Source organism: Aestuariimicrobium sp. Y1814 (genome assembly GCF_050113895.1).
Lineage (GTDB): Bacteria > Actinomycetota > Actinomycetes > Propionibacteriales > Propionibacteriaceae > Aestuariimicrobium.
The window spans coordinates 181,877-203,576 of sequence record NZ_JBNJRW010000002.1 but is presented as its reverse complement, the minus strand read 5'-3'; the positions used below and the strand labels follow the sequence as shown (position 1 = coordinate 203,576).

Annotated in this window: 23 protein-coding genes; 6 read left to right on the top strand and 17 right to left on the bottom strand. The window is 68.9% G+C overall.

Annotation, left to right across the window (positions count from 1 at the left end):
* Nucleotides 1-10: 10 nt before the first annotated feature.
* From ACQE3C_RS03245 to ACQE3C_RS03225, 5 genes are all read right to left on the bottom strand, one after another.
* The gene (locus tag ACQE3C_RS03245) at nucleotides 11-133 is read right to left on the bottom strand and encodes a hypothetical protein (RefSeq protein WP_434537763.1); all 123 of its coding nucleotides are present in this window, start codon (nucleotides 131-133) and stop codon (nucleotides 11-13) included.
* 115 nt (nucleotides 134-248) lie between these two features.
* A complete protein-coding gene (locus ACQE3C_RS03240; RefSeq protein ID WP_434537762.1) occupies nucleotides 249-1,397 on the bottom strand; it encodes an ABC transporter ATP-binding protein in 1,149 nt (382 codons plus the stop codon).
* A complete protein-coding gene (locus tag ACQE3C_RS03235; protein ID WP_434537761.1) occupies nucleotides 1,394-2,149 on the bottom strand; it encodes an ABC transporter permease in 756 nt (251 codons plus the stop codon). The genes ACQE3C_RS03240 and ACQE3C_RS03235 overlap by 4 nt, the downstream gene beginning before the upstream one ends.
* Nucleotides 2,150-2,201: 52 nt before the next feature.
* Nucleotides 2,202-2,957 (bottom strand): molybdate ABC transporter substrate-binding protein, encoded by a 756-nt coding sequence (gene modA, locus ACQE3C_RS03230; RefSeq protein WP_434537760.1) that lies wholly within the window; start codon nucleotides 2,955-2,957, stop codon nucleotides 2,202-2,204.
* Nucleotides 2,958-2,960: 3 nt separating this feature from the next.
* On the bottom strand, nucleotides 2,961-3,347 hold the full coding sequence (locus tag ACQE3C_RS03225; protein ID WP_434537759.1) for a TOBE domain-containing protein: 387 nt from the start codon (nucleotides 3,345-3,347) through the stop codon (nucleotides 2,961-2,963).
* Between the two features lie 112 nt (nucleotides 3,348-3,459).
* Here ACQE3C_RS03225 and ACQE3C_RS03220 point away from each other — a divergent pair, with 112 nt between their 5' ends.
* The 3 genes from ACQE3C_RS03220 to moaA are packed head-to-tail and all read left to right on the top strand — an operon-like array spanning nucleotide 3,460 to nucleotide 5,410.
* Nucleotides 3,460-3,936: a MogA/MoaB family molybdenum cofactor biosynthesis protein gene (locus tag ACQE3C_RS03220; RefSeq protein WP_434537758.1), complete on the top strand. Its 477-nt coding sequence runs from the start codon at nucleotides 3,460-3,462 to the stop codon at nucleotides 3,934-3,936.
* Nucleotides 3,936-4,415 (top strand): molybdenum cofactor biosynthesis protein MoaE, encoded by a 480-nt coding sequence (locus tag ACQE3C_RS03215; protein WP_434537757.1) that lies wholly within the window; start codon nucleotides 3,936-3,938, stop codon nucleotides 4,413-4,415. The genes ACQE3C_RS03220 and ACQE3C_RS03215 overlap by 1 nt, the downstream gene beginning before the upstream one ends.
* On the top strand, nucleotides 4,415-5,410 hold the full coding sequence (moaA, locus tag ACQE3C_RS03210; protein ID WP_434537756.1) for a GTP 3',8-cyclase MoaA: 996 nt from the start codon (nucleotides 4,415-4,417) through the stop codon (nucleotides 5,408-5,410). The genes ACQE3C_RS03215 and moaA overlap by 1 nt, the downstream gene beginning before the upstream one ends.
* 19 nt (nucleotides 5,411-5,429) lie before the next feature.
* Here the strand turns inward: moaA and ACQE3C_RS03205 are convergent, their stop codons facing one another.
* Both ACQE3C_RS03205 and ACQE3C_RS03200 read right to left on the bottom strand, forming a co-directional pair.
* Entirely contained in the window at nucleotides 5,430-5,945 is a 516-nt protein-coding gene (locus ACQE3C_RS03205) for a hemerythrin domain-containing protein (RefSeq protein WP_434537755.1), read from the bottom strand.
* Nucleotides 5,918-6,217: a DUF2249 domain-containing protein gene (locus ACQE3C_RS03200; RefSeq protein ID WP_434537754.1), complete on the bottom strand. Its 300-nt coding sequence runs from the start codon at nucleotides 6,215-6,217 to the stop codon at nucleotides 5,918-5,920. The genes ACQE3C_RS03205 and ACQE3C_RS03200 overlap by 28 nt, the downstream gene beginning before the upstream one ends.
* A 56-nt stretch (nucleotides 6,218-6,273) precedes the next feature.
* On the opposite strand from ACQE3C_RS03200, the gene ACQE3C_RS03195 reads away from it, so the two are divergent.
* Complete coding sequence (locus ACQE3C_RS03195) at nucleotides 6,274-7,017, top strand: helix-turn-helix transcriptional regulator (RefSeq protein WP_434537753.1); 744 nt, start codon at nucleotides 6,274-6,276, stop codon at nucleotides 7,015-7,017.
* 15 nt (nucleotides 7,018-7,032) lie between these two features.
* Here ACQE3C_RS03195 and ACQE3C_RS03190 read toward each other — a convergent pair whose 3' ends face one another.
* The 10 genes from ACQE3C_RS03190 to ACQE3C_RS03145 form a co-directional block, all read right to left on the bottom strand.
* On the bottom strand, nucleotides 7,033-7,272 hold the full coding sequence (locus ACQE3C_RS03190) for a MoaD/ThiS family protein (protein ID WP_434537752.1): 240 nt from the start codon (nucleotides 7,270-7,272) through the stop codon (nucleotides 7,033-7,035).
* The gene (locus tag ACQE3C_RS03185) at nucleotides 7,273-8,205 is read right to left on the bottom strand and encodes an NTP transferase domain-containing protein (protein WP_434537751.1); all 933 of its coding nucleotides are present in this window, start codon (nucleotides 8,203-8,205) and stop codon (nucleotides 7,273-7,275) included.
* On the bottom strand, nucleotides 8,195-8,674 hold the full coding sequence (gene moaC / locus ACQE3C_RS03180; protein ID WP_434537750.1) for a cyclic pyranopterin monophosphate synthase MoaC: 480 nt from the start codon (nucleotides 8,672-8,674) through the stop codon (nucleotides 8,195-8,197). Before moaC ends, ACQE3C_RS03185 begins: the two co-directional genes overlap by 11 nt.
* Nucleotides 8,674-9,906 carry a molybdopterin molybdotransferase MoeA gene (locus ACQE3C_RS03175; protein ID WP_434537749.1) on the bottom strand — a complete coding sequence of 411 codons (1,233 nt, stop codon included), beginning with the start codon at nucleotides 9,904-9,906 and terminating at the stop codon, nucleotides 8,674-8,676. The genes moaC and ACQE3C_RS03175 overlap by 1 nt, the downstream gene beginning before the upstream one ends.
* Nucleotides 9,899-10,663 carry a HesA/MoeB/ThiF family protein gene (locus ACQE3C_RS03170; protein ID WP_434537748.1) on the bottom strand — a complete coding sequence of 255 codons (765 nt, stop codon included), beginning with the start codon at nucleotides 10,661-10,663 and terminating at the stop codon, nucleotides 9,899-9,901. Before ACQE3C_RS03170 ends, ACQE3C_RS03175 begins: the two co-directional genes overlap by 8 nt.
* A gap of 138 nt (nucleotides 10,664-10,801) precedes the next feature.
* Nucleotides 10,802-11,572 carry a respiratory nitrate reductase subunit gamma gene (narI, locus tag ACQE3C_RS03165; protein ID WP_434537747.1) on the bottom strand — a complete coding sequence of 257 codons (771 nt, stop codon included), beginning with the start codon at nucleotides 11,570-11,572 and terminating at the stop codon, nucleotides 10,802-10,804.
* The gene (gene narJ, locus ACQE3C_RS03160; RefSeq protein WP_434537746.1) at nucleotides 11,569-12,294 is read right to left on the bottom strand and encodes a nitrate reductase molybdenum cofactor assembly chaperone; all 726 of its coding nucleotides are present in this window, start codon (nucleotides 12,292-12,294) and stop codon (nucleotides 11,569-11,571) included. Before narJ ends, narI begins: the two co-directional genes overlap by 4 nt.
* Complete coding sequence (gene narH, locus ACQE3C_RS03155) at nucleotides 12,291-14,066, bottom strand: nitrate reductase subunit beta (protein WP_434537745.1); 1,776 nt, start codon at nucleotides 14,064-14,066, stop codon at nucleotides 12,291-12,293. Before narH ends, narJ begins: the two co-directional genes overlap by 4 nt.
* Before the next feature lie 28 nt (nucleotides 14,067-14,094).
* Entirely contained in the window at nucleotides 14,095-17,805 is a 3,711-nt protein-coding gene (locus tag ACQE3C_RS03150; protein WP_434537744.1) for a nitrate reductase subunit alpha, read from the bottom strand.
* Entirely contained in the window at nucleotides 17,802-18,617 is an 816-nt protein-coding gene (locus ACQE3C_RS03145) for a helix-turn-helix transcriptional regulator (protein WP_434537743.1), read from the bottom strand. Before ACQE3C_RS03145 ends, ACQE3C_RS03150 begins: the two co-directional genes overlap by 4 nt.
* Nucleotides 18,618-18,865: 248 nt before the next feature.
* On the opposite strand from ACQE3C_RS03145, the gene ACQE3C_RS03140 reads away from it, so the two are divergent.
* Together ACQE3C_RS03140 and ACQE3C_RS03135 are read left to right on the top strand one after the other, a co-directional pair.
* Nucleotides 18,866-20,272 (top strand): MFS transporter, encoded by a 1,407-nt coding sequence (locus ACQE3C_RS03140; protein ID WP_434537742.1) that lies wholly within the window; start codon nucleotides 18,866-18,868, stop codon nucleotides 20,270-20,272.
* Between the two features lie 2 nt (nucleotides 20,273-20,274).
* Complete coding sequence (locus ACQE3C_RS03135; RefSeq protein WP_434537741.1) at nucleotides 20,275-21,681, top strand: MFS transporter; 1,407 nt, start codon at nucleotides 20,275-20,277, stop codon at nucleotides 21,679-21,681.
* Nucleotides 21,682-21,700 lie beyond the last annotated feature (19 nt).

Below are 21,700 nucleotides of genomic sequence, written 5' to 3'. Positions count from 1 at the left end.
CAGCGGCGCGTCACCGGGCGAGGCCCAGAAAGACCATGGTCGCGCGTTCGACCTCGACCAGGTTCTCCGGAGTCAGGCTGCCGATGCGGGACCCGACATTCTCCCGCCTCACCGTGGTGATCTTGTCGACCATCAGTGCAGTGACCCAGGCGAATGCGTTACCAGCCCCAACTGGCGTTCAGTCGCGACCGCTTGGCCCGGTCTCTTGCTGGTGATCGCAGGCGTCGGCCTCTTGGCTGCGGGGTTGGTCAGGCCGCGCCGTCGCCAGCCTCGGCCCGGTGGGCATCGGCTACGCAACTGACCTGGGCGGCCTTCACCGCCGCCAGCAGCCGCACCGACCCACCGGACGACCCGGCGACCCCGTCGGCGACGGTGCCGATACCGAGCTCCGCGACGCTGCGGGCGGTGACATCGGCGGCCACCAACTGCCCGTCGTCCAGCTGGGTGCGCACCCGCACCAGCGCCCCGCGGGGTTCGACCCCGATCACCTCGACCGGCCACACGTTGCGGGCACTGCCCTGGGGCTTGTCGTCGGCCGGGTGCAGTACCACCGCCGAGGGGTCGAACAGCGCCATCGCCGCAGAACCGTCCCTGGGCGGGTCGGCCTCGGAGGCCACCCCCACCACCTCGAGGTCACCCACCCGGACGACCTCGGGCGAGGACGCCACCCCGAGCAGGCGGTTGGTGCCCAGCAGGCCGGCCAGGAAGCCGGTCGCCGGCCGCTGGGCGACCTCGTCCAGTGAGCCGCGCTGGCGCACTCGTCCGGCCTCGATCACCAGCACGTCGTCGGCCAGGGTCCACAGGTCGAGCGGGTCGTGGGTCACCAGCAGCGCGGTGCGCCCGCGCAACCGCTGGGCCAGCAGGGCACGCATGTGCAGCGCGGCATCGACGTCGAGCGCGGCCAGCGGTTCGTCCAACATGACCACCGACGGGTCGGTCGCCAGCGCCCGGGCCAGCGCCACCCGTTGCGCCTGACCACCCGAGAGGTGACGCGGACGACGGCCGGCCAGGTCGGCCAGGCCCACCGCCCCCAGCTCGACCATGGCCCGTTCGGCCGCTTCCTTCTTGGGGGTGCCCTGCGCCCGCACGCCGAAGGCGACGTTGTCGAGCACGCTGAGGTGGTCGAACAGCAGTGAGCGCTGGGTGAGCAGGCCGACGCCGCGCTTGTGCACCTCGACCATGGTCCCGGGCCCCGACACCGTGCGCCCGGCGATCTCGACGCTGCCCTCGTCGGGGCGGACGAGGCCGGCGACCAGTTGCAGCAGGGTCGACTTGCCCGACCCGTTGGGCCCGACCACCGCGAGCGTGCGGCCCTGGTCGAGGTCCACGTCGAGCTGGACGTTGCGCACCGCCACGGTGGCGGCCACCCGCAGCGTGGGGGTGGTGCCCGCGGTCATCGGGTGCTCCAACGGCGTTGCACCAGGGCCGAGGCACCCATCAGCACCACGGCCACCGCGATCAGCACCATGGCCAGCGCCAGCGCGGCGTCCATGTCGTCCTCACGTTTGAGGTAGATCTCCAGCGGCATCGTCCGGGTGGTGCCCTGCAGTGACCCGGCGAAGGTCAGCGTGGCCCCGAACTCACCCAGGGAGCGGGCGAAGGCCATCGCGGCCCCGTTGACGACCGCCGGCAGCACCATCGGCAGGGTGACCCGCCGCAGCACCGTGGTCGGGCGGGCACCCAGGGTGGCGGCGACCACGTCATGGTCGGGGTCGAGGGTGCGCAGCGCCCCCTCGACGGCCACGATGAAGAAGGGCATCGACACGAAGGTCTGGGCGATCACCACGGCGGTCGTGGTGAACCCGATCTGGATGCCGATCAGGTCGAGGTAGCGCCCCAGCAGGCCCCGGCGCCCCAGGGTGACCAGCAGGATCAGGCCGGCCACGACCGGCGGCAGCACCATCGGCAGCAGCGACAGGGTGCGCACCAGGAACGCGGATCGTCCCGATGCACGGGCCAGGTAGAGCGCCACGGGCAGCCCGAGCACCACCGAGAGCAGCATCGAGACCGCGCTGGTGCGCAGGCTCAGCCACAGCGCAGCCTGCGCAGATCCGGCCGACAACAGTTCGGGCAGTTCGGTCCAGGGCAGCCGGACGAGCAGCCCGATCAGGGGAATCGCGAGGAAGGCGATCCCGAGCAGGGCCGGCACCGCCAACCATCGCGGTAGTCCAGGTCGCACGAGGTGGGTTCCCCCTCGCCGATCAGGGCTTGGCGAAGCCGTACTTGGCCAGCACCGCCTGGCCCTCGTCGCTGAGGACGAAGTCGACGAACTCCTGCCCGGAGGCACTGTTGGCAGGCTCGGCGGTCAGCGCGATCGGGTACTTGTTGACGACCTGGTCGGCGCCCTCGATCTGGATGGTCTCGACCTCGGAACCCGCGTTGCTGGCGTCGGTGGCGTACACGACGCCGGCATCGCCCTCACCGGTGGTGATCTTGGCGAGCACGTCGCTGACCTTCTCCTCCTTGGAGACGGGGTTCAGGGTGACGCCGAGCTGTTCGGCCAGGGTATTGGTGGCGTTGCCGCAGGGCACGACCTCGTCGCAGATGACCAGCTTCTTGCCCTCGAGTGAGGAGTCCAGGCCGGTGATGCCGGCCGGGTTGCCGGGCGGGGTGACAATGACCAGGGTGTTGGCGGCGAAGATCTTCGACTCCCCGACCAGGTTCTGCTCGGTGGCGCTGGTCATCGACTTCTCGTCGGCGGTGGCGAGCACGTCGGCCGCGGCGCCACCGGCGAGGTTCGAGACGAGATCCTGCGAGCCGAGGAAGCTGAAGGTGACCTCCGTGCCGGTCTTCTCCTTGAACAGCGGGGCCATTTCCTCGAAGGAGCCCTTGAGCGAGGCCGCGGCGAACACGGTGATGGTGCCACCACCGGTCGAGTTGGAGCCGGTGGTGTCGTCGGAGCCGCAGCCGGTCAGCAGCAGCGCGAGGCCGGCGACGAGTGCGATGAGTCGTTTCATGGTTCAGTCCTGACGGTCGACGACCACATTGGTGGCCTTGATGCGGGCGGTGGCGATGGAGCCGGGTGCGAGCCCGAGGTCCTTGACGGCTTCGGTGCTGACCAGGGCCATCACCCGGTAGGGCCCGCACTGCAGTTCCACCGAACTCATCACCTGGTCGCTGACGACCTTGGTCACCAGGCCGGTGAAGGCGTTGCGTGCCGAGGTGCCGTGGGGGCGCTCGCTGTTGGCCCGCTCCTGGGCGAAGTGGGCCAGCTCAGCCCCGTCGATGACCTGACGTCCCGAATCGTCGGGGAAGGCGGTCAACTGGCCCTGGTCGATCCACCGGCGGACGGTGTCGTCGCTGACCCCGAGCAGGTCGGCGGCATAGCTGATGCGAATCTGCGTCATGGACGAGACACTAGCACCGCGTTTGCGGATCATTCACCCAGGGTTCTCCGTAGGCTCGGGGCGCCTCGGGGAGCCACGTTTTCCACAGGCGCCGCACGGTAGGTTGGGGGGTATGTCCAGCACCCCCGCGACGGTGATCACGGTGTCGGACCGCAGCGCCTCGGGACAGCGCGAGGACCGCTCCGGCCCGGTGGCCGTCGAGCGCCTGACCGATGCCGGGTACCGGGTCGAACTGCGCGTCGTCCCCGATGGCGTCGAGTCGGTGGCCGAGGCCCTGCGGGCCGCAGTGGCCGCCGGGTCGCGGCTGGTGATCACCTCGGGTGGCACCGGCATCGGCCCGCGTGACCTGACCCCGGAGGGCACCCGGCTGGTGGTCACCCGCGAGGTGCCCGGCCTGGCCGAGTTGCTGCGACTGCGGGCCATCGAGGTGGCCCCCCATGCCGCCCTCGGACGAGGGGTCGCCGGGGTGGTCGGGCAGTGCCTGGTCGTCAACCTTCCCGGCAGCCCGACTGCGGTGGGCGAGGGCCTCGACGTGCTGGTGCCGCTGCTGCCCCATGCCCTGTCCCAGTTGAGCGGAGGAGACCACTGATGCCCGTCGTGCATGCCCAGGTGAGTGAGGACGCCATTGACCCGGAGGTGCTGCGCCGCCTGGTCGACTCCCCCGCTGCCGGCGCCGTGGCCGTGTTCGTGGGGCAGATCCGCAACCACGACGCCGAGGCCACCGGCGAGGTCGAGAGCATCGACTATTCCGGCCACCCTGACGCCGACGCCATGATCGGCCCGATCGTGTCCAGCCTGCTGGACGAACTGGACCCGGCCGGCGAGACGCTGGTCGCCGCCCAGCACCGGGTCGGCCACCTGCTGGTCGGGGAGGTCGCCATCGTGGTGGCGGTCTCGTCCGGGCACCGTGAACTGGCCTTCAGGGTCTGCTCCCAGGCCGTTGAACGGATCAAGGCCGAACTGCCGATCTGGAAGCACCAGAAGGAGGTAGGCGGGCGGAAGGTCTGGTCGAACCTGGGCCTCGACGACACCGCGGCCGACCTGAGCCCGGACGGGGGTGGGGCGTAGTGGCGCTGGAGGACAACTACGGTCGCATCCACCGTGACCTGCGGATCTCGCTGACCGACCACTGCAACCTGCGCTGCACCTACTGCATGCCCGCCGAGGGCGTGCCGTGGCTGCCGCGGCAGTCACTGCTGAGCCCCGAGGAACTGATGCGGATCGTGCGCATCGGGCTGAACGAGGGCATCACCGAGGTGCGCCTCACCGGTGGGGAGCCGCTGCTGCGCCCCGACGTGGTCGAGATCGTCGCCCGGATCGCGGCCCTGCGCCGGCCCGACGGCAGCCATCCCGAGGTGTCGATCACCACCAACGGCATCGGCCTGTCGAAGATCGCACCGGCGCTCAAGGACGCCGGGCTGACCCGGGTCAACATCTCGCTGGACACCCTGGACGCCGAGCGCTTCCACAGGCTCACCCGCCGCAACCGGCTCGCCGACGTGATCGCCGGGATCGATGCCGCCATCGCGGCAAACCTTCGTCCGATCAAGATCAATGCGGTGCCGATGCGCGAGGTGAACCTGGACGAGGTCGGCGCACTGCTGGACTGGTGCCTGGCCCGCGGCCTGGAGCTGCGCTTCATCGAGCAGATGCCGCTGGATGCCGGCAAGATCTGGGACCGACGCACCATGGTCACCCAGGCCGAGATGATCGAACTGCTGTCGAGGGACCACGAACTGACCCCGATCCAGGACCGTGGCGCCGCCCCCGCGGAACGGTTCCTGGTCGACGGCGGGCCGGGCGTGGTGGGCATCATCGCCTCGGTCACCGCCCCGTTCTGCGGGGCCTGCGACCGGCTGCGGCTGACCGCCGACGGCCAGCTGCGGTCGTGCCTGTTCGCCCGCGGCGAGAGTGACCTGCGTGGCCCCCTGCGCGAGGGGGCATCGGACGAGGAGTTGGCGCAGGTCTTCCACACCTGCCTGGCCGGCAAACTGCCCGGGCACGGCATCAACGAACCCGGCTTCCTGCAGCCGGATCGTCCGATGAGCGCCATCGGCGGCTGAGCGGACCTGCTCGTGTGACTCAGTGAGACGTCAATCCGGGACCATGATCGTGAGCGATGCCCATGCGGTGATCATGGTCGTGGGTGAGGGCGTCGACCTGGTCCCAATCCGGGCCCACCAGTGACACCGCGGCGGCCGGGAACAAGGAGTTGTCCTCCCGGTCGATGTGTTCGCGCAGGGCATCCTCGAAGACCCCGACCAGGTCGCGTCGTCCCTCGGCGACCTGCGCGAGCAGACCGTCCAGGGTGACGTGTTCGCCGCACAGCTGGGTGATGTAGTCGACGAACTCGTCCTGCTGCTTCATCACGCTGAACAGGCCCACCTCCTCAGCGCCGGTGTGCGGGCCCAGCAGGCCCGCCACCGTGGCGGCGTGCGCGCGCACCGACTCGTCCGGCTCACCGGCCTCGACTGCGCGGCGCAGCTGGCCGGTGGCGTTGATGATCTCGACGTGTTCGTTCATGAACCGCCCGATCACCTCGATGGCGTCACAGCCGCAGTAGCTGCACATCAGCCGCGCACCAGCTTCAGGCGCCACACCTCGGGGCCCTCCTCCACATAGCTGACCTCGACGGTGCCATTGAACTGCTGGTCGATCTGGCGCAGCAGCGGCAGCGGGTCGTGCGGGGCGGCCAGGATCATCGCGGCACCCGGGCCGAGCTGGCCCAGGGCGCCCAGGATGGCGCCGTGGCGAATCGCGTGCGGGATCGTCCGCGCATCGAGTTCGGGCAGCTGGTGGTCGTGGTCGCCGCACCCGCAGGAGTGCTTCTCGGTAATGGACAGGGGGCTGGTCAGGGAGTCATTGCTCATGGGCGTATATTAATTAAGACCACATGTAGTAACTCCGGGGGGTAGGGGTCATGGCCATGCAGACCGAGAGCGCGCCACGGCGCCGGGTTGGGCGACGGATGTCAGCGGCCCGGGAGCGCGTGCTGCGCGCCGTGGCCGACCTGGGCGCCCGGAACTCCGGCGCACACGATGGCGACTCCGGCGCACCCCCGGGGTGGGTCAGCCTGGAGCAGGTGGCCGAACACCTGGGTGGCCACCCGAACACCTCACGCCAGCAGCTGACCGCACTCGCCGACGACGACATGGTCGAGATCTCCACCTTCCCCACCGGACGACCGGGTCGGCGACCGCAGGGGTTCCGGGCCACCTCACGGGGGTGGGCGGCGCTGGCCGACCATGACCAGGTCAACGAGTATCGAGACCTGGTGGGCGCTTTCGCGACCTTCCTGGTGCAGGACGACCAACACCGGGCCCCGGAAAAGGCCCGCGCAATCGGACGCATCTGGGGTGACCAGCAGGCAGAGCAATTGCCCGAGTTCACCCACCCCACCGACCACCAGCCCCTCGACGGCCTCGTCGAGGTGCTCGACATGCTGGGCTTCTCACCCACCCGCGTCGCGACCGAGCAGGGCGAGACGCTGACGTTGGGCACCTGCCCGCTGATTGACCTGGCCGAATCCCACCCGAATGTCATCTGCGAGATGCACCAGGGCATGATCGACGCCGTGCTGCACAATCTTGGTGCCCGCGAGGGCGTCGAACTGCTGCCCATGGCCGACGCCGAGGGCTGCCGGGTGCAGCCCCGAGGACGCGGCGCCTGACCAGGGCGAAAGGCCCTACCCCCCGGCGAAGGGCGGCAGCACATCCAGCTTGGCATTGGCCGCCACCGGCGTCTCGGGGTCGCTGACCTTGGCCCCGTCGAGCAGCAACGAGCAGCGGGTGACCACCTCGGCCAGACGCTCACCGTGGCGCTCGGCCATGGCGGCCAACACCTCGGCCAGGGTGCCTGGCTCCAGGCTCTCGGCGGTGGTGCCCGCAGCATCGGCGGCGGCAGCGAAGTAACGCACGGCAATCATTCATGACTCCTTGTCAGGATCGGTTTCGGGTTCATTCTCGGCGCCGTCCCCGATGGCACCGCCACCCGGCGGCATCGGCGCGGCGGTGGCGGCATCCTCGACCACCCGCGCCAGGTAGTCCGGGTCACCGCCGGCCCCCACGGCCACCCCCAGGATGTAGGCGCTCACCGGCGCCATCGCGCGGGCGCCTGCGTGGGCGACCTCGCGGGTCAGGTCGAGCACGGCGTCCTCGTCGACCAGGTCGGGGTCGACCCCCACCGCGGCGCAGACCCGCTCGATGAACGGGCGCCACGGGGTACGGTCCTCCGGCGGGGTGCCGGTGCGCAGCCGGATCGCGGCATTCCACCGGGCATGGTCACTCCAGGTGTCCAGGTCATGGGCCGCATTGGGCAACTCGGGTTCGACCACCACCGGGTTCAGCGGGCCCACCATGCCGCGCACCGACCGGTCCCTCGGGTCGCCATAGGCCTCGACCGCAGCCAGCAGCGCCGAGGTGCGGTAGATGCCGAACAACCACTCCGGCTGGCCCGACTCCCGGGCCAGGCAGTAGGCATCGGCCTCGGCCGAACCCTCGACCACCAGGGCCAGCAGCTGGTGCACAGCCAACGGCGCCCCCGGCAGGTCACAGGCCAGCAGCAACGTCCATTCGGCGTGTTCACCGACCACCGCCAGCCCGGCGGCGATACCAGCCGCAGGCCCGGTGCCGGGCGGGTCCTCCCGGGTGACCAGCACTCCTGCGGGGGCGTCGACCGGGCCGACCACCACGGTCGTCCGGGCCCCGGCGGCGGCCTCGAGCACCCGGTCGAGCAGTCGCACGCCACCGACCTTGAGCGCAGCCTTGTCGACCCCACCCAACCGGGAACCCTTCCCCCCGGCCAGGACGACAGCGTCGAAGCCCGCCTGCCGGCTCACGACCGCGAACTCACTGGTCACGGCGCCAGACCCCCGATCGTCCGCCCTCTTTCGACAGCAGGCGCACATTGCTGATCGAGGCATACCGATCGGTGCCCTTGACCATGTCGATGACCGCCAGCGCGGCGACCGTGACACTGGTCAGCGCCTCCATCTCGACACCGGTGCGATCAGCGGTGCGCACGGTTGCGGTGATCTCGACACCATGATCAACAACTTCCAGGTCGACCACCGCCCCGTGCACCCCGATGACATGCGCCAATGGCAACAGCTCGGCGGTCTTCTTCGCGGCCTGGATGCCGGCCACCCGCGCCACGGCGAGCACGTCGCCCTTGGGCACCCGGCCCGAGCGCAGCAGGTCGACCACTTCGGGGCTGCACAGCACGGTGCCAGCGGCGGTCGCGGCGCGCACGGTCGGCTGCTTGGCGGTGACATCGACCATCCGCGCCGACCCGGCGGCGTCGAGGTGCGTGAACGGGTGCTCAGCCATCACAGCCCCCTGACCCGGACGATGTCGCCGGCCTCGACCCGATCGACCTCGGTGGGCACGTCAACGATTCCGTCGGCCCAGGTCAGCGCACTGACCATGTGGGACGCCGAACCGCGGCGGTGGGCCGGGCGCACCAACCGCCGACCGGTCTGGTCGTGCTCGACGCTCACCGGGATGAACTGGCGTCGTTCGGGTGGGGCGTCCCAGCCCTCGGCGGCGACCGCCGCCGACCACGGCCGCTCGGGCCGGCCCAGGAACTTCTCGATGATCGGCCGGACGAACAGGTGGTAGCTGATGGCGGTGCTGAGCGGGTTGCCGGGCAACCCCAGCACCGGGGTGCCGTTCCAGCGCGCCCAGCCCTGCGGTTTGCCCGGCTGCATCTGCACATGCCGGAAGGTGCCCTCGGCGCGCTCACCCAGGGCGATCCGCACGACGTCGTGGTCGCCGGCGCTGACCCCACCGCTCATCACGATCAGGTCGGCATCACCCGCCGCACCATCGAGCCCGGCACTGAACGCCGCCGGGTCGTCGGGCAGCCACAGCCGCTGGACGACCTCGGCCCCGTCAGCCTGCAGCGAGGCCGCCAGCTGGGTCAGGTTCGACTCATGGATCTGCCCCGGCCGCAGGTCACCGCCGGGGGGCACCAGTTCGTCGCCGGTGGCGACCACGACCACCCGCGGACGACGCACGACCTGCACCTCGCCGGCACCACTCGAGGCGGTCAGCGAGACGTGGTGGGGCCCGAGCAGCGCGCCGGGTTCGATCAACACCTGGCCGACCTGGAAGTCCTCCCCGGCGTGGCGCACATGCAGGCCCCGGCGCGCCGGCAGCTGGTTGACCAGCACCCCGGGTTGGCCGGGGGCGAAGGCGTCGGGCAGTTCGGTGACGAACTCACGCTGGATGATCGTGTCGGCCCGGCTCGGTACGGGGGCGCCAGTCATGATCCGCACGCACTCCCCCGGCCCCAGGTCGGGGTCGAGCCCCGACCCGGCGGGCACGTCACCGACCTCCCGCAAGGTGTCGCCGACCCTGATGCCGTCGAACTGCACCGCGAAACCATCCATGGCCGAGTTGTCGAAGCCGGGCACGTTGACCCGGGCGGTGACCGGCTCGACGAGCGTGCGCCCCGCCGCCGCGGCAATGGGCACCGACTCGGGCTCGTCCAGCGGGTTGACCAGGGCCAGCACCTCGGCCAGGTACTCCTCGACCTCGAGGCGCACCCGCTCAGCCATGGTGGGCCACCAGGGGCACGACCTGGGGGTCGGCGGTGAGCGCATCGAGGTAGAGCACCCGCCCGATCAGTGGGTCACCGATGCCACAGATCAGCTTGACGGCCTCCACGGCCATCCAGGAACCGGCGATGCCGGTCAACGGCGCGAAGACGCCGACATCGTCCAGCTTGGTGACGCCGGGCTGCTGGTCCTCGTCGAGCAGGTCACGCAGGCCGATGCCCCACGACTTCCGGAAGACGGTGACCTGCGCGCGGGTGCTGCTGACCGAGCCGTAGACCACCGGCAGGTCGAGCTGTTCGGCGGCGTCGGCCATGGCGAAGCGCACGGGCAGGTTGTCGGTGGCGTCGACCAGCAGGTCGTGCCCGCCGAGTTCGGCCAGCGCATTGGTGGGGTCGAGCCGCAGGTCGCGTTCGACGATCTCGACCTCGGGGTTGAGGTCACGCAGCCGGTTGGCGGCGCTGGTCACCTTCGGCACACCGACGGTGCCGGTGCCGTGCACGACCTGGCGCTGCAGGTTGTGCACCTCGACCACGTCGTTGTCGATGATGGTGAGCCGCCCGATGCCGGCACCGACCAGGTAGGTCAGCACCGGGGATCCGAGCCCACCGGCGCCGACCACCGCCACCGAAGCGGCCCGCAGCCGGGCCTGGGCCTGCTCACCGAACGCGGGGATCGCGATCGTCCGACTGTGCCGGTGGAGTTCGTCGGGGCTCAGCGCGCGCGCCTCGGCGACCAGCGCCTCGGGATGTGTCTTCACCGTGGGTTCTCCTGTGTCGTCGCTGACGGGGTCGTCCCGGCCAGCCTACCGATGCCCGGCACCTGCCTCAGTTGGGAGGCGCTGCCCCAGTTCGAAGCAGGGCAGGGCGTGGAACTGAGGCAGACGGCGCGGCCAAGGTCAGGACCCGGTCTTCTCGCCCTTGCGGGTGCCCGGGCGCTGCCCGTCCCAGCCCGGCTTGTCCCACAGGTGCTCCGGCGTCGATCCGAGGGCGCCGCCGCGGTGGCCGGCCGAGCGGTAGACGATGTAGGGCCGGGTGAGGTAGCCGATGGGGGCGCTGAACACGTGCACCAACCGGGTGAACGGCCAGATCAGCACCAGCAGGAAGGCCGAGATGCCGTGCAGCTTGAACTGCAGCGGGGCGTCGGCCATCAGCTCAGGCTGCGGGTTGAAGGTGAAGATGCTGCGGAACCACGGCGAGACGCCCTCGCGGTAGTTGTAAGTGTCGTCGAGGGTGGTGCCGATGGTGTTCCACATGCCGGTGACGATCACGATGCCCAACAGCAGGTACATGATCTTGTCGTTCCAGGTGGTGGCGTTGAACACCGCCTTGGTGGTGCGGCGGCGGAACACCAGGATCGCGAAGCCCACGACGATCATCACGCCGGCCACCAGCCCACCGACAACCGCGACCAGGTGGTAGGTGTGCTGGTCGATGCCCATCCAGTCGGTCCACGACTTGGGAATGAGCAGGCCCATCGCGTGCCCGACGACTGCGAACAGGATGCCGAAGTGGAACAGCGGGCTGCCGATGCGCAGCAGCTTCGACTCGTACAGCTGCGAGCTGCGGGTCGTCCAGCCGAACTTGTCGTAGCGGTAGCGCCAGACCAGGCCGACCACGAAGACGGCCATGGCGATGTAGGGGAAGATGGCGAACAGCAGGGTATTCATGACAGCACTCCCTCGGCGTCGAGGTCGGGGTGGGGGTTGAGCCGCGGGTCGAGGGAATAGGCGTCGAGCCCGACTTCCTCGTCCGGCGGGCCCTGGATCATCAACTGGTGCACGGCCTGTTCCTGCTCACCGGCCAGAGGCGGCATGGTCGCCAGCAGTGATTCGACGGCATCGACCCACGGTGAGGGTCGCGAGACCAGCCCGCGGTAGAGCAGTTCCAGGCCGGCCCGGTGGTCGTTCAGCAGCTTCCAGCAGGTCTGCGGGGCATTGCCCAGCGACCCGAACTCGAGGACGACACCGAGGTGGTCGGGCAGTTCGTCCTCGGTGACCTCGAGGCCACCGCGCCGGAACGCCTGCTTGAACTGGACGAGCGCGATCCCGCGCTTGCGGGTGTCGCCGTAGGAGTAGTACGTCAGGTGCAGGGCGCAGCGCCGGGTGGTGTCGAAGGTGTCGACGTAGTCACTCTGCAGGGCCTTCAACTCACCGGCCTCGAGGTGGTCCATCAGCCGGCCCAGCGGTTCCCGCACCGGCCCGGGCAGCCCGGAGGCAGCCCGGCGCAGCAGCGGGATGCGCGTGATGCCCTCACTGGTGGGGTAGTCGAGCAGCAGGGAGATGACCTGCCAGGCCGTGCGCAGGTCGGCCTCGCCCAGCTCGGGGTCGGGGTGCTTGCGCCGGGGTGCGACCGCCTGGCGGCGGCGCAGGGTGGGCAACCATTCCTTCATCGCGGACCACCCTCGTCCAGGCCGCGGCGGGCACCGTTGGCTCCGGCGGTGCCGGGGTCACCGTCCAGCCGTGGGGCGCCGGCCATGAAGGGGTGGCTCTCGCTGGAGGGCACCGCGCCGGGGATGCCCTGGCGGTGGGCGACCTGCTCGGGGCTGTCCTTGCCGGGCATCCCGCGCCCGTCCCATTCCAGGTAGGAGACCGAGCCGGGCACCTGCGACATCTCGTCGGCCTGCATGCGGGCCTTGGTCTCGCGCAGGGTCTGGATGGCCACCGGCACCGGGCCACCACCCGAGCCGCCGCCGAACAGGCCCGAGCGACCGGACTTGCCCTCACCGACCGGGCAGTCGGTGGCCAGTTCCTCGAGCGAGTGGGCCTGCTCCTTGTGGGCGCTGGGAATGACGTAGCGGTCCTCGTACTTGGCGATGGCCAGCAGCCGGAACATGTCGCGCATCTCGGCGCCGGTCATGTCGACGGCGTTGGCGATCTGTTCCTGGGGTTCCCGGTCGAGGTTGATGTCGCGCATGTAGCTGCGCATCGCCGCCAGCTTGTCGAGCACCGCCCGCACCGGCTTCACGTCACCGGCGGTGAACAGGTTCGCCAGGTACTCCTGGGGAATGCGCAGCGCATCGATGGCACCGAACAGGTTGCCGGCGTCCTCGGCGTCGTGACCGGTGTTGCGCAGCGCGTCGACGACCGGTGACAGCGGCGGGATGTACCAGACCATCGGCATCGTCCGGTACTCGGGGTGCAGCGGCAGCGCGACCTGGTAGTCCTGGATCAGCTTCAGCACCGGCGACTTCTTCGCGGCCTCGATCCAGTCCAGCGGAATGCCCTGGCGTTCGGCCTCGGCGGCGATCGCCGGGTCCCGGGGGTCGACGAAGACGTCGCGCTGGGCCTCGTAGAGCTTGGCGTCATCGCGGGTCGAGGCCGCCGCCAGCACCCGGTCGGCGTCGTAGAGCATCAGCCCGATATAGCGCAGCCGCCCCACGCAGGTCTCTGCGCACACCGTGGGGATGCCCACCTCGATGCGGGGGTAGCAGAACGTGCACTTCTCTGCCTTGCCGGTGGAGTGGTTGAAGTAGATCTTCTTGTACGGGCAGCCCGAGACGCACATGCGCCAGCCGCGGCAGCGGTCCTGGTCGACCAGAACGATGCCGTCCTCGGAGCGCTTGTAGATCGCCCCCGAGGGGCAGGACGCCACGCAGCTGGGGTTGAGGCAGTGCTCACAGATGCGGGGCAGGTAGAACATGTAGGTCTGCTCGAACTCGAACTTCACCTTGTCCTCGATGCCCTTGAGCATCGGGTCGTCGTGACCGGTGGCGTAGGTGCCGCCGAGGTCGTCGTCCCAGTTGGCACCCCATTCGGGCTTCATGGGCTTGCCGGTCAGCATCGAATGCGGACGAGCGACCGGGAAGTTCGGCTGCGCCGGGGCGTTGAGCAGGTTCTCGTAGTCGTAGGTCCACGGTTCGTAGTAGTCGTCGATGTCGGGCATCTTCGGGTTGGAGAAGATGTTCAGCAGCTTGTTGAACCGGCCGCCGCCCTTGAGCTTGAGGCGGCCGTTCTTCTTGAGTTCCCAGCCGCCCTTCCACTCGTCCTGGTCTTCGTAGCGGCGGGGGTAGCCGAGCCCGGGTCGGGTCTCGACGTTGTTGAACCAGACGTACTCGGTGCCGGTGCGGTTCGTCCAGGCCTGCTTGCAGGTCACCGAACAGGTGTGGCAGCCGATGCACTTGTCGAGGTTCATGACCATCGCCATCTGGGCCATGATGCGCATGTCAGTGTCTCTCTTCCCGGTCGGTGTCTCAGTAGGTGACGTTCTGCGAACGGCGCCGAATCATGGTGACCTCGTCGCGGTTGTTGCCGGTGGGCCCGGTGTAGTTGAACGCGTAGGCCAGCTGGGCGTAGCCGCCGATGATGTGGCTGGGCTTGATCAGGATGCGGGTCATCGAGTTGTGGATGCCGCCGCGGCGACCATTGGCCTCGGTCAGCGGCACGTCGATCAGCCGGTCCTGGGAGTGGTACATGAACACCGTGCCCTCGGGCATGCGGTGCGAGACGATCGCGCGGGCGTTGACCACGCCGTTGCGGTTGACCAGTTCGACCCAGTCGTTGTCGCCGATGCCGACCTTCTCGGCGTCCTGCACGCTCATCCACACCTGCTGGCCGCCACGCGAGAGCTGCTGCATGAACCAGTTGTCCTGGTACTGCGAGTGGATCGCCCACTTGAAGTGCGGGGTCAGGTAGCGCACGCTGACGCCGAGTTCGTTGGTCTGCCCGATCGGGGTCTCGTCGAACATGCGGCTCATGTTCAGTGGGCCGCGGTAGGTCGGCAGCGTCTCACCCAGCGCCTGCATCCAGTCGTGGTCGACGTAGAAGTGCTGGCGCCCGGTCAGCGTGTGCCAGGGCTTCTTGCGTTCGACGTTGATCGTGAAGGGGCTGTAGCGCCGGCCCCCGGACTCGGAGCCGGACCATTCCGGTGAGGTGATCACCGGGGTCGGCTGGCCGACGATCTCGTCGAAGGTGATGATCTTGCCCTCGTGCTCGGCGGCCAGGTCGTGCATCTGGTGGCCGGTGCGCTTCTCGAGGGTCTTGAAGCCCTGGGTCGCCAGGTGGCCGTTGGTGGTGCCCGACAGCGCCATGATCGCCTCGGCGACATTGATGCCGGTGACCAGCTTCGGGCGCCCGGCGTTGACCCCGTCACCGCCGTGGACCCCGTTGCGGCCCTTCAGGTACTCGACCGCACCGTTCACGTCGACGGTGACCGCCTTGGTGGTGGTGCCGAGCTTGTCGAGCAGCGGGCCCACCGAGGAGTACTTCTCGCCGATCCTGGTGTAGTCACGTTCGACCAGTGCCAGCTTGGGCATGGTCACCCCGGGGACCGGGTCGACCTCACCCTTCTTCCAGTCGGCGGCGATGCCGTGGGCGTTGGCCATCGCGTCAGGGCTGTCGTGCATCAACGGCGTGGCCACCACGTCGGTGCGGGTGCCCAGGTGGGTCACCGCCAGTTCGGACAGCTTGTCGGCGAGCAGGCCGAAGATGTCCCAGTCGGTCTTGGCCTGCCAGGGCGGGTTGATCGCCGGGGTGAAGGGGTGCACGAACGGGTGCATGTCGGTGGTGTTGATGTCGTGCTTCTCGTACCAGGTGGCCGCCGGCAGGATCACGTCGGACATCAGCGTCGAACTGGTCATCCGGAAGTCGAGGGTCAGGACCATGTCGAGCTTGCCCTCGGGGGCCTTCTCGCGCCACTTGATCGAGGTCGGACGGAGGTGTTCCGGTGCCTCGGCGGCGGTCACCGCGCTGTCGGTGCCCAGCAGGTGCTTGAGGAAGTACTCATCACCCTTGGCGGAGTTGCCGAACAGGTTGGCCCGCCACAGGGTCAGCGCGCGGGGGAAGTTGTCCTCGGCATCGGGGTCGTCGACGGCGAAATTCAGCTCGCCGCTCTTGAGCTGTTCGCTGACGTAGTCGCCGACGCTCTTGCCGGAGGCGGCGACGTCGTCGCCCAGCTGCAGGGAACTGCGGTCGAAGGTCGGGTAGGAGGGCATCCACCCCGAGCGGGCCGACTGCGCGAACAGGTCGGCGGTGACGCAGCCCTTGAACAGGTCGTTGCCGACGGCCTTGGCCGACAGCGACTCGGCCGAGAAGGTGTCGTGGCGCCACTGGTCGGTGTTGATGTACCAGTAGCCGGTCTGGATCATCTGCCGCGGGGGGCGGCTCCAGTCCAGCGCGAAGGCCATGTTCGCCCACCCGGTGATCGGACGAGCTTTCTCCTGCCCGACGTAGTGCGCCCAGCCGCCGCCGTTGCGGCCCTGGCAGCCGGTGATGGTGGTCAACATGATCATGGTGCGGTAGATCACGTCGGAGTGGTACCAGTGGTTGGTGCCGCCCCCCATCAGGATCATCGAGCGGCCCTTGGTGTCTTCGGAGTTCTGCGCGAACTCGCGGGCGATGCGGGCGACGACCTCGGCCTTCACACCGGTGATCGGCTCCTGCCAGGCGGGGGTGTAGGGCACCGTCGAGTCGTCGTAGTCGGCCGGCCACACCCCGGGCAGCCCCGGCCGGGCGACCCCGTACTGGGCCAGCAGCAGGTCGAAGACGGTGGTGACCACGCGGTCACCGACCCGGCGCACGGGCACCCCGCGGCGCAGTTCCTGCACATCGCTGATCGAGTCGTCGAAGGCGGGCAGCACCAGTTCGGCGGTCTCGGTGGTGCGCTCGGCCAGCGTGAGGCTGGGCTGCAGGTCACCGAGGTCGAGGTTCCACCTGCCGACGCCCTGTTCACCGAAGCGGTCACCCAGGGTGCCGCCGGGCACGGCCGGGCCGTCGGTCGCGCCGTCCCACAGCGCCGGCTTCCACATCGCGTTCTCGCCGGCCTGCTCCGGGCCCTGGAAGTCGCCGGCGACCAGGAACTTGCCCGGCTTGTAGGACCCGTCGTCCTGCGGGTCGAGGGTGACCAGGAAGGGCAGGTCGGTGTACTGCTTGCAGTAGCCGTCGAAGAAGTCGACGGTGCGGTCGACGAAGAACTCCTTGAGCACGACGTGGCCCATGGCCATGCCCAGGGCGGCGTCGGTGCCCGGGGCCACCGGCAGCCATTCGTCGGCGAACTTCACGTTCTCGGCGTAGTCGGGGCTCATCACCACGACCTTCTGGCCGCGGTAGCGGGCCTCGGTCATCCAGTGGGCGTCCGGGGTGCGGGTCAGCGGCACGTTGGAGCCCCACATCAGCAGGTAGCCGGCGTCCCACCAGTCACCCGACTCGGGCACGTCGGTCTGGTCACCCCAGATCTGGGGGCTGGCCATCGGCAGGTCGGCGTACCAGTCGTAGAAGCTCAGCATCGAGCCGCCGATCAGGCTGGTGTAGCGGGCGCCGGAGGCGTGCGAGACCATGCTCATCGCCGGGATCGGGGAGAAGCCGGCGATCCGGTCGGGGCCCCAGCGCTTGATCGTGTAGGTGTGGGCGGCGGCCACCATCTCGATCGCCTCGTCCCAGCTGGAGCGCACCAGGCCGCCCTTGCCGCGGGCACTCTTGTACCGCTTGGCCTTGGCCTCGTCCTGGACGATGGAGGCCCAGGCCAGCACCGGGTCGCCGTGTTCGGCCTTGGCGGCGCGGTACAGCTCGAGCAGCACCCCGCGGATGTAGGGGTAGCGCACCCGGGTGGGCGAGTAGGTGTACCACGAGAAGGCGGCACCGCGGGGGCAGCCCCGCGGCTCGTACTCGGGCTTGTCGGGCCCGGTGGAGGGGTAGTCGGTCTGCTGCGCCTCCCAGGTGATGATGCCGTCCTTGACATAGACCTTCCAGGAGCACGACCCGGTGCAGTTCACGCCGTGGGTCGAGCGGACGACCTTGTCGTAGGCCCAGCGGTCACGGTAGAAGGCGTCGGAGCGCCCGCCCTCGTTGAAGATGGCGCGCTTGTCCTCGGAGACCTCGGCGCGGGTGAAGAAGCGCCGGGTCGAGACCAGTGCCTCGGTCAGCGGGTCGTCCAGGCCCTCCGGGCGGCGTGACTGGATGTCGGTCATGATGACTGGCCTTTCTCGGGGGAAGCCGGCTTCTCGGGGGTGGCTCGGTGCTGGGTGAGGTCGTGACGGGTGGTGATCCGGGCGAGGCAGACGTCGGGGGCCGCCATCGGGGTCAGCCTGAGTTCGGCGTCACCCTCACCGATCGCCTCGAGGGTGCCCTGGATGATGCCGCGGTGGACCCCGCAGGCGACATCGGGCTGGGTGTCGACCAGGTCACGCAGGGGGCAGTTGTGCAGCTGCAGTTCGGCGGTGTGGCCGGCGTTCAGGGTGGCCAGTTCGGGGGCGTACCCCCACTCGTCGAGCACGTCGACCAGTTGGCCGATCTTGGAGAACCACTCGGCGCGGTTGTGGGCGGGCTCCTGGGCGGGGGCGTTGATGATGTCGGTGGCGTGGGTGGCCAGCCAGAAGCGGCCGGCCTCCTCGGCGGTGGCCAGGTCACCCTCGGTCTGCAGGGCGCTGGAGAGCATCTCCTCCAGCCGCTGGTAGGACTCGGTGCGCTGCACGTCGGGCAACAGGCCGGGACTGGCGGTGTAGCGGCGCTTGGGTCGTCCGACCTGGCCGCGTTCGTCGTGGCACGAGACCAGGCCGACCTCGACCAGCTGGTCGACGTGGAAGCGGACGGTGGTGACGTGCAGGTCGAGCCGCTGCCCCAGCTCGGCGGCGGTCAGCCCGCGGGTGCGGGTGAAGGACTCCGAACCGGTGGGAACCCGCGGCAGGTTCGCCAGCACGTCGAGGATGTCTCGACGCACCGGCGAGGACAGCACACCGAGCGCATGCGGGGCGGACTGGCCGCCTGGGTTGCCTGCGCTCATGCCCTGCTCCACTCCGTCGGGGTGCGGATGATTTGACGACGTTCAACAGTATTTAGCGGAACGTCTGTGCGATGATGCAATCACATCACAGGATCGCCCTGCAATCCGTCGAATCCTTCAAATTCCGTGGTCACGAGGGCATCGCGGATTTAGCACCCCCCGCCGGTCGGAACCCTCGGGCTGTGCCAAAGTGGCCGCAGTCATGCCGATTTGGCGGAAACCGCCCGTTGACGATTCAAGGACCCTCAATGACCGCTCCAACATCCCCCTCGTCCCCATCGTCCGCGCCGACTGACGTGGCGACGAACGGCCCCGACGCTGCGCCTGCAGAACTGCCCGGCTCCGGCCGGGTGCTGGCATGGTCGACGATCGCCTTCACCGTGATGTTCGCGGTGTGGCTGATGTTTGGCATCCTCGGTGTGCCCATCAAGGAGGAGTTCGGCCTCACCAACTCGCAGCTGACCTGGATCAGTTCGCTGGCCGTGCTGAACGGGTCGATGTGGCGGCTGCCGGCCGGCATGCTCGCCGACCGGATCGGTGGCCGCAAGGTCATGCTGGGGCTGCTGCTGTTCGGTGCGGTGGCCTCGCTGGCGGTCTCGTTCGCCCAGACCTACTCGATGCTGCTGGTGCTGGCCTTCCTGGTCGGCTTCGTCGGCAACAGCTTCTCGGTGGGCGTGTCCTGGAACTCAGCCTGGTTCAGCCACCGCCGCAAGGGCTTCGCCCTGGGCCTGTTCGGGGCCGGCAATGTGGGCGCTTCGGTGACCAAGTTCATCGGCCCGGTCATCATCACCGCCACCGCCGGCACCACTTTCTTCCTCGGCATCCAGGGCGGCTGGCGACTGATCCCGGTGATCTACTCGGCGCTGCTGCTGGTCCTGGCGGCGTGCATCTTCTTCGGCACCCCCCGGCAGGACCGGGTGCCCGGCGAGGCCAAGCCCGTCCGTGAGATGCTCCAGCCCCTCAAGGACGTGCGGGTGTGGCGGTTCAGCCTCTACTACGTCGTCGTCTTCGGCGCCTACGTGGCGTTCTCGGCCTACCTGCCGAACTACTACGTGAGTGTCTTCGGGGTGAGCCTGCAGACCGCGGCACTGCTGACGGCCACCTTCATCTTCCCCGCCTCACTGCTTCGTCCGCTCGGTGGCTGGGTCAGCGACAAGTGGGGTGCCCGCCGCGCGATGTATGCCACCTTCGCCGTGCTGCTGGTGACCTCTGGAATCCTGATGATGCCCAACGGGCACCTGGTGGTGGCCATGCCCGACGGCAGCGAACGGACCTTCCTGCCCTGGACCATGAATGTCTGGCTGTTCGTGGTGCTGGTCTTCTTCATGGGCTGCGCGATGGGCATCGGCAAGGCCGCGGTCTACAAGCACATCCCCACCTACTTCCCCGACAATGTCGGCTCGGTGGGTGGATTGGTCGGAATGCTGGGCGGCCTGGGCGGATTCTTCCTGCCCCTGATGTTCAGCTACGGGCAGGAGCTGACCGGCATGTGGTCAAGTGCCTTCGTCGTCCTGTTCGGCTTCACCCTCGTGTCGCTGCTGTGGATGCACTGGACGATCCACCGCATGCTGCACGACCAGTCCCCGCAGTTGGAGGACGAAATCGACATCCGCGTTGCCGAGGAGCCCGTCCTCGCCACGACTGAAAAGGCATGACGATGAGTACATCAACCAACCCGGCCGCCGGCCGCAGCAGCGAATGGCTGGAGTCCTGGGACCCCGAGAACGAAGAGACGTGGGACAGCAAGCTGGCCTGGCGGACGCTGTGGATCACCACGTTCAGCCTGACCATGTGCTTCGTCACCTGGTTCCTGCCCAGCGCGATCATCCCCAAGCTCAATGCCATCGGCTACGACTTCACCAAGGGCCAGCTGTACTGGCTCGCGGCCACCCCCGGCCTGGCAGCAGGTCTGCTGCGACTGGTCTGGATGGTGCTGCCGCCCATCATGGGCACCCGCAGGATGGTCGCCCTGACCACCCTGCTGCTGTTCTTCCCGGTGCTCGGCTGGGGTGTGCGGACGATGCTGCCGGGTACGGCCCCCTACTGGGAACTGCTGGTGCTGGCCTTCCTGGCCGGTATCGGCGGCGGCGCGTTCTCGGGCTTCATGCCCTCGACGTCGTACTTCTTCCCCAAGCGCATGTCGGGCACCGCCCTGGGCCTGCAGGCCGGCATCGGCAACTTCGGTGTGTCGCTGGTGCAGCTGCTGACCCCGTGGATCATCGGCTGGGGCATGTTCTGGTGGATGGGCATCAGCCAGCAGATGTCGTTCCCCGGCCAGCCCGACCAGGAGGTCTGGTACCAGGCGGCGTCGTACGTGTGGCTGCCGTTCATCCTGATCTGCGCCTGGCTGGCCTGGAAGTACCTCAAGTCGGTGCCGATCAAGGCCAACATCAAGCAGCAGTTCGACATCTTCCGCAACCAGGACACCTGGTGGATGACGATCCTCTACATCATGACCTTCGGCACCTTCTCGGGCCTGTCTGCCCAGTTCGGCCTGCTGATGAGCAACCTGTACGGCTCGGGCAACCCCGACATCGTCGAGGGCAGCGGACCCACTGCGCAGATCCTGGTGGCGGGTTATGACCTGCCCGACCCGGTCAAGTACGTCTTCCTGGGCCCCCTGATCGGGGCGGGTGCGCGGGTGCTGTTCTCACCGTTGACCGACCGCATGGGTGGGGCCATCTGGACGCTGATCTCGGGCGTCGGCCTGATCGGCTCGATCTGGTGGACGATCGGTGGACTCACCCCTGACACGTCCTCGGCCGAGGCCCTGTCGTCGGGCTTCAACCAGTTCCTCTGGGGGATGCTGCTGATCTTCCTGTTCTCGGGCATCGGGAACGCGTCGACGTTCAAGCAGATGCCGATGATCTTCGAGAAGCGCCAGGCCGGCGGTGTCATCGGCTGGACCGCCGCAATCGCCGCCTTCGGGCCGTTCCTGTTCGGCATCGGCCTGACCACCATGGGCGTGGTGCCCTTCTACATCATCGGTGTCGTGTGGGCCGTGATGTGCGTGGTCATCACCTGGGTTCGCTATGCCCGCCCCGGAGCCCCCAAGCCCGGCTGATCCCCCGCCTAAGCCCCTC

Coding starts and splice junctions, on each gene's coding strand:
- ACQE3C_RS03245 (WP_434537763.1), bottom strand. CDS start 133: ATGGTCGACAAGATCACCACGGTGAGGCGGGAGAATGTCGGGTCCCGC.
- ACQE3C_RS03240 (WP_434537762.1), bottom strand. CDS start 1,397: ATGACCGCGGGCACCACCCCCACGCTGCGGGTGGCCGCCACCGTGGCG.
- modA (WP_434537760.1), bottom strand. CDS start 2,957: ATGAAACGACTCATCGCACTCGTCGCCGGCCTCGCGCTGCTGCTGACC.
- ACQE3C_RS03225 (WP_434537759.1), bottom strand. CDS start 3,347: ATGACGCAGATTCGCATCAGCTATGCCGCCGACCTGCTCGGGGTCAGC.
- ACQE3C_RS03220 (WP_434537758.1), top strand. CDS start 3,460: ATGTCCAGCACCCCCGCGACGGTGATCACGGTGTCGGACCGCAGCGCC.
- ACQE3C_RS03215 (WP_434537757.1), top strand. CDS start 3,936: ATGCCCGTCGTGCATGCCCAGGTGAGTGAGGACGCCATTGACCCGGAG.
- ACQE3C_RS03200 (WP_434537754.1), bottom strand. CDS start 6,217: ATGAGCAATGACTCCCTGACCAGCCCCCTGTCCATTACCGAGAAGCAC.
- ACQE3C_RS03195 (WP_434537753.1), top strand. CDS start 6,274: ATGCAGACCGAGAGCGCGCCACGGCGCCGGGTTGGGCGACGGATGTCA.
- ACQE3C_RS03190 (WP_434537752.1), bottom strand. CDS start 7,272: ATGATTGCCGTGCGTTACTTCGCTGCCGCCGCCGATGCTGCGGGCACC.
- moaC (WP_434537750.1), bottom strand. CDS start 8,674: ATGGCTGAGCACCCGTTCACGCACCTCGACGCCGCCGGGTCGGCGCGG.
- ACQE3C_RS03175 (WP_434537749.1), bottom strand. CDS start 9,906: ATGGCTGAGCGGGTGCGCCTCGAGGTCGAGGAGTACCTGGCCGAGGTG.
- narI (WP_434537747.1), bottom strand. CDS start 11,572: ATGAATACCCTGCTGTTCGCCATCTTCCCCTACATCGCCATGGCCGTC.
- narJ (WP_434537746.1), bottom strand. CDS start 12,294: ATGAAGGAATGGTTGCCCACCCTGCGCCGCCGCCAGGCGGTCGCACCC.
- narH (WP_434537745.1), bottom strand. CDS start 14,066: ATGCGCATCATGGCCCAGATGGCGATGGTCATGAACCTCGACAAGTGC.
- ACQE3C_RS03150 (WP_434537744.1), bottom strand. CDS start 17,805: ATGACCGACATCCAGTCACGCCGCCCGGAGGGCCTGGACGACCCGCTG.
- ACQE3C_RS03145 (WP_434537743.1), bottom strand. CDS start 18,617: ATGAGCGCAGGCAACCCAGGCGGCCAGTCCGCCCCGCATGCGCTCGGT.
- ACQE3C_RS03140 (WP_434537742.1), top strand. CDS start 18,866: ATGACCGCTCCAACATCCCCCTCGTCCCCATCGTCCGCGCCGACTGAC.
- ACQE3C_RS03135 (WP_434537741.1), top strand. CDS start 20,275: ATGAGTACATCAACCAACCCGGCCGCCGGCCGCAGCAGCGAATGGCTG.